Source organism: Bacillus sp. AM 13(2015), from assembly GCF_001518755.1.
GTDB classification, from domain to species: Bacteria; Bacillota; Bacilli; order Bacillales; family Bacillaceae; genus Bacillus; species Bacillus safensis.
The window spans coordinates 61,266-72,497 of record NZ_LKCP01000059.1 but is presented as its reverse complement, the minus strand read 5'-3'; the positions used below and the strand labels follow the sequence as shown (position 1 = coordinate 72,497).

General features: G+C 43.6%; 10 protein-coding genes and 1 pseudogene. 9 read left to right on the top strand and 2 right to left on the bottom strand.

What is annotated here, in order from left to right:
- The 6 genes and pseudogenes from AOQ70_RS09705 to AOQ70_RS09680 all read left to right on the top strand — a co-directional run.
- A partial coding sequence (locus AOQ70_RS09705) for a phosphate-starvation-inducible PsiE family protein (protein ID WP_197414607.1) occupies nt 1-209 on the top strand: 209 nt, incomplete at its 5' end.
- Nucleotides 210-435: 226 nt separating this feature from the next.
- Complete coding sequence (locus tag AOQ70_RS09700) at nt 436-1,344, top strand: alpha/beta hydrolase (protein ID WP_231730860.1); 909 nt, start codon at nt 436-438, stop codon at nt 1,342-1,344.
- A 139-nt stretch (nt 1,345-1,483) separates the two neighbouring features.
- The gene (locus AOQ70_RS09695; RefSeq protein WP_039181238.1) at nt 1,484-2,440 is read left to right on the top strand and encodes an ABC transporter substrate-binding protein; all 957 of its coding nucleotides are present in this window, start codon (nt 1,484-1,486) and stop codon (nt 2,438-2,440) included.
- A gap of 73 nt (nt 2,441-2,513) precedes the next feature.
- On the top strand, nt 2,514-3,530 hold the full coding sequence (locus AOQ70_RS09690; protein WP_034282660.1) for a FecCD family ABC transporter permease: 1,017 nt from the start codon (nt 2,514-2,516) through the stop codon (nt 3,528-3,530).
- Nucleotides 3,523-4,561: pseudogene (locus AOQ70_RS09685) on the top strand (FecCD family ABC transporter permease). The gene AOQ70_RS09690 and the pseudogene AOQ70_RS09685 overlap by 8 nt, the downstream one beginning before the upstream one ends.
- A gap of 21 nt (nt 4,562-4,582) precedes the next feature.
- Complete coding sequence (locus tag AOQ70_RS09680) at nt 4,583-5,326, top strand: IucA/IucC family C-terminal-domain containing protein (RefSeq protein ID WP_059375973.1); 744 nt, start codon at nt 4,583-4,585, stop codon at nt 5,324-5,326.
- A 12-nt stretch (nt 5,327-5,338) separates the two neighbouring features.
- On the opposite strand, the gene AOQ70_RS09675 is transcribed toward AOQ70_RS09680, so the two are convergent.
- Nucleotides 5,339-6,217 carry an endonuclease I family protein gene (locus AOQ70_RS09675; protein ID WP_039181227.1) on the bottom strand — a complete coding sequence of 293 codons (879 nt, stop codon included), beginning with the start codon at nt 6,215-6,217 and terminating at the stop codon, nt 5,339-5,341.
- Between the two features lie 171 nt (nt 6,218-6,388).
- Here AOQ70_RS09675 and AOQ70_RS09670 point away from each other — a divergent pair, with 171 nt between their 5' ends.
- From AOQ70_RS09670 to AOQ70_RS09660, 3 genes are all read left to right on the top strand, one after another.
- The gene (locus AOQ70_RS09670) at nt 6,389-7,624 is read left to right on the top strand and encodes a pyridoxal-phosphate-dependent aminotransferase family protein (protein ID WP_059375970.1); all 1,236 of its coding nucleotides are present in this window, start codon (nt 6,389-6,391) and stop codon (nt 7,622-7,624) included.
- A gap of 155 nt (nt 7,625-7,779) precedes the next feature.
- Entirely contained in the window at nt 7,780-8,979 is a 1,200-nt protein-coding gene (locus tag AOQ70_RS09665; protein ID WP_059375967.1) for an MFS transporter, read from the top strand.
- Between the two features lie 290 nt (nt 8,980-9,269).
- Nucleotides 9,270-9,998: an NPP1 family protein gene (locus tag AOQ70_RS09660; RefSeq protein WP_041088387.1), complete on the top strand. Its 729-nt coding sequence runs from the start codon at nt 9,270-9,272 to the stop codon at nt 9,996-9,998.
- A gap of 62 nt (nt 9,999-10,060) precedes the next feature.
- On the opposite strand, the gene AOQ70_RS09655 is transcribed toward AOQ70_RS09660, so the two are convergent.
- Nucleotides 10,061-11,218 carry an oxalate decarboxylase family bicupin gene (locus AOQ70_RS09655; protein ID WP_059375965.1) on the bottom strand — a complete coding sequence of 386 codons (1,158 nt, stop codon included), beginning with the start codon at nt 11,216-11,218 and terminating at the stop codon, nt 10,061-10,063.
- Between the last annotated feature and the right edge of the window lie 14 nt (nt 11,219-11,232).

The window sequence follows — 11,232 nt, the reverse complement described above, 5'->3', positions numbered from 1 at the left end:
TAATTATTAAATACTTTAAATCTAACTTTCATTTTCCGCTTCGTTATTTTATTTATATAGGGATCACAGCTGTTATCCGTTTAATTATCATTGATCATGAAGAGGCGGTATCGACCTTCTGGTGGGCGCTGGCCATTCTTGCTATGACTTGTGCACTCTTTATTGCGAGCAAAAGAGATGCTGCCCAAGAGCATGAGGAAGTGAAGTAAGGAAAGAGGGCGAACGATGGACGTTCGTCTTTTGTTCATTCATAAAGAGATGTACAGTATGATGAAAGGCGTTTGACAAAGCACCGACTTCATTGACATGTTCTTATGGTATGATTTAGAAAAAGTAAGGCCTTCCCTCTGCAGGATATGAATGAATAGGATGCAGGAAGGAGGATGACTAATTTTACTTAGTCATTCTCATTTCTGGCTAAAGGAGCGAAATCAATTGACACACACCAAGACAGAACCATTCTCGTTTACAAGTATGCAACAAGCAGCCTCTGTACATATTCCAGAAAGACAATTCATTTCATCACATGATGGTACAAGCCTTGCGTATTATCCATTTTTATCAGAAAAGAACACGCAGGCCAATGTGATCTTGATTCATGGCGGTGGTGCTCATAGTTTGGCTGGTTATGAGCATATCGCATCCACGCTGCAACATGATTTTCACGTAAATGTATTTTTACTTGATCTAAGAGGCCATGGCCATTCACAAGGAAAAAAAGGGGATACACCTAGTGTCACGGATGTATGGCAAGATATGTCGCAGGTTGTGGATGCCATCAAACAGGATCATAAAGGTGCCATCTACCTTTGTGGCCATTCTTCGGGAGCGGGCCTGCTGCTTAACTACTTGTCTTGGCCAAAAAAAAGAGAAGTAGACGGTTACTTTTTTATTGCACCTGAATTTGGCTATAAATCAGGTACTGCGAGGGCTGATCAAATTCCTTTTGCCACCGTTCAAGTATGGAAATTCATTCTGTCTGCGATGACAAAAGGGAGTCTGATGAGTCATTCTGAAGCGGTACGTTTTCATTATCCTGCATGGGCAGTTGAGCAGGATCCGCTTCTATTGACGGCTATCACCGTCAATTTATCTCTTGCCTTAACCCCATCTGCACCTAAAAAACAATTTGCGAAGATGGATCGGCCGTATGGCATGTTTGTAGGCAGCAAGGATGAGCTGTATGACGTCGAGACATTTCTCCCCTATCATGAGCTGCCGAAGGAACCAATCAAAAAACAATCAGTCTATCAAGTGCTGGAAGGACATACCCATTTGTCGATTTTACTAGAAGCGGGAAAACAGATTGGCAGGACGATCCAAATGTGGAATCCTTCTATTTAGTATGAACAACTAGTCAATACTCTCCCATTTAATTAAAAATTTACATTGACACCATCCTTTTCTATGATAAAATCATAATGTGATAATGAGAATCGTTATCAAACGATATGACTACATATAGAATGGATAGGTGAGGTACATGTTCAAGAAATCTTTTTGGTCGCTATTAGTTGTGCTCTCCATCGTTTTACTTGCAGCTTGCGGCAGCAATAGCAGTGACGGCAAGTCAGGTAATAAAGAGAAAACAAGGACTGTTGAAAGCGCTATCGGTTCAACTGACAATATTAAGGATAAACCAAAGCGTATTGTGACGCTGTACCAAGGAGCAACGGATGCAGCAGTCGCTATGGGCATTAAACCAGTGGGTGTTGTTGAATCATGGCTTGAAGCACCTACGTATAAATATTTAAGAGATGACTTAAAGGATGTTAAAATTGTTGGGCAGGAAACACAGCCAAACTTAGAGGAAATTGAAAAGCTCAAGCCTGATTTGATCATTGCATCAAAAATCCGCCACGAGCAAATTTTTGATCAGCTGCAAGAAATCGCTCCAACTGTTGCAACAGAAACAGTGTTCACCTTTAAAGATACAGTGAAGTTGATGGGTGAAGCGTTAAATCAGGAAGACAAATCAAAAGAATTGCTAACGAAGTGGGATGACCGCGTCGCTGACTTCAAAGAAAAAGCGAAAAAAGACATCAAAAACTGGCCAATGAGTGTGTCTGTGGTGAACTTCCGTGCAGACCATGCTAGAATCTATCAAACTGGTTTCGCAGGGTCGATTTTAACAGAGCTAGGCTTTAAAGGACCTAAGAATGTCAAAGATAAAAAGCAAGACATTATTACACTGACAGACAAAGAGAGCATTCCGCAAATGGATGCAGATGTGATCTATTACTTCATGGATGATCAAGATAAGGCGGTTGAGAAAGCATATAAAGAGTGGACGAGCCATCCTTTATGGAAGCAGCTTGACGCAGTGAAAGCGAAACAAGTGCATAAAGTAGATGAAATCACTTGGAACATGGGCGGCGGTATTATCGCTGCAAACATGATGCTTGATGATATTTATGATCGTCTAGGAATTGATAAATAAGTCTTAACAGAGGAGAAAATGTGAACATACCATTTTCTCCTTTTTTCCATAACAGATTGAAAGCGGGAATTAGATGAGAAGTTTATTAAAAAAGGATTCAAGCAAGGCACTGCTTTTTGCTGGATTCATTGTGTTGATGTTGGTCTTTTTTATGCTCAGTATTTCCCTTGGGCAAACCTCAATTTCCCTCAAAGCCACCATCCATGCTTTTCTTCAATTTGATGAATCGGATCCAAACAGTGTGATTGTCATGACATCCAGATTATCAAGAGCTTTAATCGCAACGGTCGTTGGATCTAGCCTGGCGATTTCAGGTGCACTCATGCAGGCATTGACGAGAAATCCGCTTGCGGCGCCTGATTTATTAGGAATTAATGCAGGTGGACTCTTTTTTATCGTGATTTCGATTGTTTTCTTTTCAACAGAGTCGTTAACAGGCTATATGTGGACAGCCTTTCTAGGCGCAGCGATTGCAGGGATGCTCGTTTTTCTATTGGGTTCCATTGGAAGAGATGGATTGACGCCGGTCAAAATTGTCCTTGCAGGTGCGGCGATATCTGCACTGTTTGCGTCTTTTACACAAGGTCTTTTAATCGTGAATGAACAGTCGATTCAAAGTATTTTGTTCTGGATGGCTGGTTCAGTGTCTGGAAGAAGCATTGATATGTTAATCCCTGTGTTACCTTATATTCTCGGTGCGACGATTGTGGCGCTGCTTCTAGGACGTTCTATTAATGTTCTTTTGTCAGGAGATGATATTGCCAAAGGACTTGGCCAGCGTACACTGCTGCTGAAAATAACGATGGGTGTACTCGTCGTCTTTTTAGCAGGTGGTTCGGTCGCTGTTGCCGGTTCAATTGGTTTTGTTGGTTTTCTTGTGCCGCATATTGTGAAAAAGCTTGTCGGACCTGACCACCGCTGGGTACTGCCGTATTGTGCCGTTGTGGGGGCGTCGCTTTTACTTGCCGCGGATCTAGCGGCTCGTTTTCTGATCATGCCGCAGGAAGTGCCGATTGGTGTCATGACGGCGGTAGCAGGAGCGCCTCTATTTGTTTATCTCGTGCGCAAGGGGTTGAAGACAGGTGGCTAAAACATATACAGTGCGTTCTAAAGGCGGGCGCATTTCATTTCAATTTTCAAAGCGGACGTTTTTGATTTTACTTTTATTGACGGCCATTGCCTTTGGTTTATTTATTCTGCAGTCTCAGTATGGGGAGCCGGTTCATTCAGCCGGTGGATGTGCTGCTTCATTTAATCGGTCAGGGAGAGGGAAATTCCTTTGTGTTAAATACGCTGAGGATTCCACGAACGCTGCTGGCTGTCTTAGTCGGAGCCTCGCTTGCGGTATCAGGGCTTATTTTGCAAGGATTGATTCGCAACCCGCTTGCATCGCCTGACATCATTGGGATTACGAGTGGTGCTTCGTTTGGTGCGATTATGTTCATCGTCTTTTGGATGGGTACTGTGCCTATTGCTTATCAATCCTTATGGGCGATTGCAGGTGCTTTTGCGGTATCGTGCCTGATCTATTTGCTGTCATGGAAAAAAGGGGTCAAACCGATCACACTTGTCCTAATGGGAATAGGAATTTCTGCCATTATGAAGGCGTGTGTGACGTTTACGCTTGTTCTTAGTGATACGATGACAACGACTAAGTCATATATTTGGCTGACGGGCAGCTTATATGGTTCTACGATGAAAGATGTCACTGCGATGCTTCCTTGGGTGATGATTATTTTACCGATTGTCATGGTGTTAGCAAGAACGATGAATGTAAAAGAACTTGGAGATGATCTTGCAACAGGTCTCGGGGTAAAAGTGCAGGCGAAACGATTATTCTTTCTCCTGATGAGTGTGACATTGGCTGGTGTTGCAGTCGCATTTGCAGGCGGCATTGAATTTGTTGGACTCATGGCGCCGCACGTCGCACGGATGATCATTGGACGTTCATTCATAGCACTTGTCCCAGCATCTGCGCTTGTTGGAAGTATTCTCGTGATGCTGGCTGATCTTGTGGCTAGAACCGCATTTCTACCGTTAGATGTCCCAGCAGGTGTTTTTACGGCGGCAATTGGTGCACCATTCTTTATTTATTTGTTATATCAACAGCGAAATCGATAAACGAAAGATAGGGGTTTTGATATGAGGCCAGAGTGGGTTGAGAGAGAATTACTTGATTTCGGGGTACACATCACAAATGGACCAATGACATCTGATCGCACACTTGCTGCGCTTTTTTCAGAAGCAGCCGTCATACGTTTATTAGAAGCTGAAAAGGAAGCGATGCATGCACCCAATCTTGCGGTAGCAGCTTCTATGTTTTCAAAGCGGTATGCCTATTTAGCCGTCAGTTCCTCTCTTTATTTGATGACGCTGTATGACGGTGTCTATCAGTTTTCACCAGCAGCATGTGCATTTAGAGAGGATCGGAAAATTGAAATTGATGAGGCAGCGTGTTCGTTTGTTCCACTAGAAGGAGATCGGCATGAATGGAGAGAGAAGGTCGTACGTGCACTGTTTACGGAGTGTGTCACACCTCTTTTAGACGTGCTGAACCGCACATCAAAACTCTCTTCTCGTATTTTATGGGAAAATGTAGCGGTTCGAATCAACTCTCTTTATCGAAGCATGATGCGGGAAGCGGAAGAACCTGCGGTGAAGCAGCGTGTGCGGGAGGATTATCTGTATCTGAAGCAGGCGGCTGGGGATGTATTTGGAGCTCAGCAAAATCCATTTCAGCACAGTTTAAACCTAGACGACAGCTTACTTGAAACATCCAACCGGAAAACCTGCTGTATGTATTATAAGCTTGAGAAAAAATCAGAGAGTCTTGATTATTGTCTTGTTTGTCCTCTTGAACAAAAGAAAGGCACTGCTTGTTTATAGCAGTGCCTTTTTTTATTCCCAAATCTCACTTGCCCATTCAGGATGATCAATAAAAGGATTGCGGTTGTGCTGATACGTTTGATATATGATCTCATTGCGGTTCCGTTCGATTTGATCGACTGGGTCCTGCTTGTGCCATTTGAGAAGCACAGACATTTTGCCGTGAAGAGGCGAGCTTCCATTATTCACTTTGTCGTTTAATTCTAAATCTGGAAAGCGGTCATCACCCTCGTAGCGAACCGCCATATAAAAGAGCATTCTCGCAACATCTCCTTTGACCCGGCTGTGAGGTTCGAATGAGTCGCTATCGTAGAAATTGCCCGGCGCCCCTTTGTATTCATTACCGCCTGTATCAAAATCTAAATTTCCACGTGTGCTGTTCGTTTGCACATCTGTCGCACGAAGGTGGTGGAGATCTGTCCCAGGCCCCTGACTTGTCCCAAAATTGCCATGAGACTTTGCCCAGACATGCTCTCTGTTCCACTGGCCGACATTTCCACCATTCGCTTGCTTTGAGCGGGAGGCACCACTATAAAGCAGCAGCACATTGTTAGAGTTATTGGGGTCTTCATCTGTTTTCTTTAATGCATCCCAAACCTGGCTGTAGGATAGCTGCGTATGATCATCAATGATATCGTGTAAAGCCTTTTTAAGAGCGGGTCCTGATTTGCCAGCAGCAGATTGGTAATAGGAATCGATTTGACTTGTGGCGGCAGTTTGCGTTTGTTGTGCAGATGTTTCGTTTTGAAGCTGTAACGGGGAAAAGGTGATCGTTTGACTAGGTTCATTCAGATTGAAACCTTGAGCGTTTGCAGCTGGAGGCAGCGGGGCGGCGAATGTGCCGAATATCATGATTCCGGCGGCCACAGTTCCAAATAAAGTTCTTTTCATTCGATTTCCTCCTTGATAGGGAATGTATTCTCTTTATTTCTATCATATTGTCATGAAGAAATAAATGGATTTATCGTAAATTTTATGTAATGAGTTCGTAGGAAAAGAGATTGCTATTTTAAGAGCATTCCTGTATAAGTGGGCTTATAAGGATGGACAGCAAGGGAGAGGATGGATAACGTGAAAGAACTGCAAACACCTTCAAGAACGATAATGACACCGGGGCCCGTAGAAGTAGATCCGAGAGTGCTCCGTGTGATGAGCACCCCTATTCTTGGTCAATTTGATCCAGCATTTACACACATAATGAACGAAACAATGACCTTATTGCGGTCACTTTTTCAAACAGAAAACAAATGGGCTTATCCAATTGACGGTACGTCCCGTTCAGGGCTTGAAGCTGTGCTCGCCAGTGTGATTGAGCCGGGAGATTCAATGCTTGTGCCTGTCTTTGGCCGCTTCGGTCACCTGCTCATTGAAATAGGACAGCGCTACGGTGCTGAAGTACATACAATGGAATGTGAATGGGGGACGGTTTTTGATCCTGCCGACATCATCCAAGAAATAAAGCAGGTCAAGCCTAAAATCGTTGCCATGGTTCATGGTGAAACATCCACCGGACGATTGCAGCCGCTCAAGCAAATTGGTGAAGCATGCCGGGCTCTTGATGTGCTGTTCATTGTAGACGCTGTGGCGACCATTGGCGGTGTCGAGGTAAAAGTGGACGAATGGAAAATTGATGCGGCGATTGGCGGCACGCAGAAATGTTTATCTGTTCCATCAGGCATGTCACCTATTACATATAATGACCGTCTCGCAGCTGTCATTGAATCGAGGAAGAAAGTAGAAAAAGGGATTGCGACACAGGATGAATTACAAAAACAGATCGATATTTCTCCAATCAAAAGCAATTATTTTGATTTAAGCCAGCTTCAGGATTATTGGAGCCCAAGAAGATTAAATCATCATACAGAAGCGACAACGATGCTCTATGCACTGCGAGAAGGGGTTCGTCTTGTGCTGGAAGAAGGGCTGTCTGAACGTTTTCAAAGACACGCGTATCATGAAAAAGCCTTGATGAAAGGTCTTGAAGCGATGGGGCTTGAATTGTTTGGTGATCCAGATTGTAAAATGCCGGTTGTGACCTGTGTTGTCATTCCAAAGGGTATTGACGGAGAAGCGGTCCGTTTCGACCTGCTCCATCATTTTGGAATTGAGATTGCAAGCTCCTTTGGACCGCTTGCCGGCCGTATATGGAGAATTGGGGCAATGGGCTACAGCTGCCGAAAGGAAAATGTGCTGTTTGTGTTAGCGGGTCTGGAAGCGATCCTCATCAAACACGGTGCGTCTATCCATTGCGGAGCAGGGCTTCAGGCGGCTCTTTCTAACTATGAACAAGCTGAATAGATATATCATACTCGCCACTGGCGGGTATTTTTTATTTGGAAAAGAACGCTAATTTTTGAAAAACTAGACTTATAGATAAGGTTATCGCTATACTGGAGAAGTTCTCATCCTTTTTGTCATCATTTTCATTTATTTTGCAGAAAGAGGTTTTTTGTATGAAGAAGATGGGCAGATTATACATTTTGATGCTCAATATTTTTATTGCCATGCTTGGCTTTGGCCTCATTGTACCTGTTATGCCGAGTTACATCGAAGCCTTTGGCGCAACAGGAAAAACACTCGGTTTTCTTGTCGCTGCAACAGGCCTCACACAATTTGCGTTATCGCCGATCGCCGGCGCACTGACCGATCGATTTGGACGAAGAAAATTGATCATTGCCGGGATTGCCGGCTTTACGATTGCTCAGTTTATTTTTGCTTTTGCTGATCAGCTTTGGATGCTGTTTGTGTCTCGCTTTTTAGGCGGTGCTGCCGGGGCTTTGCTCATGCCGGCCATGTTTGCATACATCGCTGATATCACAAGTGAAAAGGACCGAGGGAAAGGAATGGGTCTATTCAGTGCAGCGATGACACTAGGTTTTGTCATTGGGCCGGGCGTAGGCGGCTATTTGGTTGAGTACGGGATCGCTTTTCCATTTCTCATTGCCGGTTCCTTTGCCGCCCTTTCTACTTTGTTATCCATCCTATTCTTACCTGAAACATTAACAAAGGAAAAGCAGGAAGAGGCGCGGCTCAACAAGGACATTCATTTCAATCCTTTTGTACAAATGATCCAAGCTCTAAAGACATCGTACGGCTTTTTGTTTATATTGGCCTTTGTCCTCAATTTCGGGATCATTCACTTTGAATCGATTTTCGGCTTATATGTAGACCAAAAACACGGATTTTCACCGAAGGATATTGCGTTTGTGATTACGGTTGCGGGTCTTACAGGGGTGCTTGTCCAAGGTGCGTTAGTGAATGCCTGTGTGAAACGATTTGGGGAGATGAGAGTCGTCCGTTATGCGCTGTTAGGAGCGGCTTTCATGCTGATCGCCTGCCGATTTGCGCCGTCCTTTTGGTTCATTTTTACGGGTTCGATTTTATTTTTATCGGCTACGTCATTTGTCCGTCCAGCCCTCAATACATTGCTGTCCAAGATGGCAGGCAATCAGCAAGGGATAGCAGGAGGCCTCAATACATCCTTTATGAGCCTTGCCAATATCGTCGGACCGAGTCTTGCTGGTATATTATTTGATGTGAATATTGAGTTTCCTTTTATGTTTGGAACACTGGTGCTTTGCGTCAGTTTCGCTGCATCCATCGTGTGGGGGAAAAAAGTGCAGCATGCTCATGCAGCGCAAGGAAGATTGTAGTTGATCTACAATCTTTTTTTATTGAATGAAATACATCTAGAAAAATTCCAATTAGAAATAGTATATGTTTTATATTTTATCTAAATGAATAGTATAGTTTATCAATATTTACACCTTTTACTGAGATGAAATCCATAAATTTAGGTCTTTGAGATTAATAAAAACTTGTTAATAAAATACTAAAATATACATTTTGTGTAAAAAGTGATTGATTGGCTTTTTCCACAATGGTAACATCAATCTCGACAGCATGAGGTAACTGAGATAATCAAGAGAAAAGGGGATAGAAAATGAAGAAGTTTATGTTTGCCATTATATTTTTTATCGTCACCATGTTTAGTACAGCAGTGCCATCAGCAGTTCATGCAGCAGAAATTGATCATGACAAGGTAGTTGGTTTTAGAGAAGTCAATCCAACAACTGTTACACAAAAAGCAGCGAAAAAATTTCAGCCTTATTTGAAAGTATGGCATGGATGTGTACCATTCCCAGCTGTAGATGCTGCTGGAAACACAAGCAGAGGGTTAAAAACGAGCGGTTCACATAATGGTGGATGCAGCAGTAATATCGGTCAAGTATATTCACGTTCAGATTGGTACAATGGCAGCTGGGCAATTATGTATGCTTGGTATTTCCCAAAAGATAATCCTTCACCGGGCTTTGGTCATCGTCATGACTGGGAATCCATTGTCGTTTGGATTGACAACCCAGCTGTAGCCAACCCGCGTGTTCAATCGATTGCTTACTCAGGTCATGGGCAATATAAGAAAGCAGCACCGAGTGCCGCAAGTATTTTAGGAACAAATCCTTTGGTTGGTTATGATAGCAATTGGCCATTGAACCACGAGCTGGATGTAAGCGGCAATGTGAGCGGTAAAGGGATGCAGCCTTTAATTGGCTGGGATGATCTAACGCCGGCAGCAAGACATGCATTGAATACAACAGACTTTGGTAGTGCCAACGTACCATTCAAGGACAGTAACTTTAAAAACAATTTAGCAAAAGCTTGGTATCGATAAGAGTTAACCATGATAAAACCGATCATCTAAAAAATGATCGGTTTTTTATCAATAAAATCGCATCATCTCTTATATTTCACGACAGGTGATTTTTCTTTATGAAGCGCACGAATCATTGCATCATCTACGTGTAAATGCTCTTTCACTAATTGAGGCGGGGTTAAGGCCATCCACTGATTCAACGAAATATCTGCAAACCGGTCACTTTTAAAAATTTCTAAAAACCAAAGGCTCGTTTGGCCCATATTTTGGATGTAATGCCCCATACCAAAAGGAACATATCCAACATCACCTGCTCTGTAATTAAAGGTGCGGGCAGTACCTCCTGCTCCAAAGACCGTCATTTTGGCCGTGCCGGTTAAATAGTATTGCCACTCATCATTATTAGGGTGCCAGTGCATTTCTCTCATGCCGCCAGGTTTTACTTCGACAAGTGCAGCGGCAATCGTTTTTGAAATCGGGAAATTCTGTGAGTCGACAATTCGGACGGTTCCGCCTGAGGTCGTTAGCGGCTTTTGACGAAGAAGCTGGTGCGTAAATGGCGGCTTAATGCTCCCGTATGGATCAGATACCATTTGGCTTTCTAAAGATGCCGGCGGTGAGCCTTGAAACATATAGCGCTGCTTATTCGGAATACGGTCAAACAATTTCTTAGGAACACCAAAATTGGCGGGTAGAATCTCTTTTGGTGTATGGGCAAACCAGTCTGTGATCGTGAATGTATCAAATTCAGAAAAATCGCCATCATCAAATACAAGAAGGAACTCACATCCATCTTCAAGTCCTTGAATGGAGTGCGGGATACCAGGTGGAAAATACCACAAATCGCCTTCTTCTATATCAGCGATCATATTTCGCCCTTCTGCATCTACAGATGTGATGCGGGCTTTGCCTAAAAGCATATACGCCCATTCCGCCTGTTTATGCCAATGAAGCTCACGAACACCTCCGCGTGTGAGCCGCATGTTGACACCTGCAATCGTTGTTGAAACAGGCAGCTCCCGCTTCGTAATTTCCCTCGACCAGCCGCCGTGATTCAAATGCATGTGTGTATCAGAAAATGAAAATTTTAAATTAGGAATTGTTCCGGCATCGGTTTTAGGGGGAACGAGCATATCTGGGTTCTCTATATCTCGAAGGACATCACGCGGGCCTAAGTCGGTGGCACCCGCGCCATCCTTTCGAATGGGCTGCGGGATGTGACGGAGCTCATCATCCATTTGTCATCCCTCCT

Coding starts and splice junctions, on each gene's coding strand:
- AOQ70_RS09695 (WP_039181238.1), top strand. CDS start 1,484: ATGTTCAAGAAATCTTTTTGGTCGCTATTAGTTGTGCTCTCCATCGTT.
- AOQ70_RS09690 (WP_034282660.1), top strand. CDS start 2,514: ATGAGAAGTTTATTAAAAAAGGATTCAAGCAAGGCACTGCTTTTTGCT.
- AOQ70_RS09680 (WP_059375973.1), top strand. CDS start 4,583: ATGAGGCCAGAGTGGGTTGAGAGAGAATTACTTGATTTCGGGGTACAC.
- AOQ70_RS09675 (WP_039181227.1), bottom strand. CDS start 6,217: ATGAAAAGAACTTTATTTGGAACTGTGGCCGCCGGAATCATGATATTC.
- AOQ70_RS09670 (WP_059375970.1), top strand. CDS start 6,389: ATGGATAACGTGAAAGAACTGCAAACACCTTCAAGAACGATAATGACA.
- AOQ70_RS09665 (WP_059375967.1), top strand. CDS start 7,780: ATGAAGAAGATGGGCAGATTATACATTTTGATGCTCAATATTTTTATT.
- AOQ70_RS09660 (WP_041088387.1), top strand. CDS start 9,270: ATGAAGAAGTTTATGTTTGCCATTATATTTTTTATCGTCACCATGTTT.
- AOQ70_RS09655 (WP_059375965.1), bottom strand. CDS start 11,218: ATGGATGATGAGCTCCGTCACATCCCGCAGCCCATTCGAAAGGATGGC.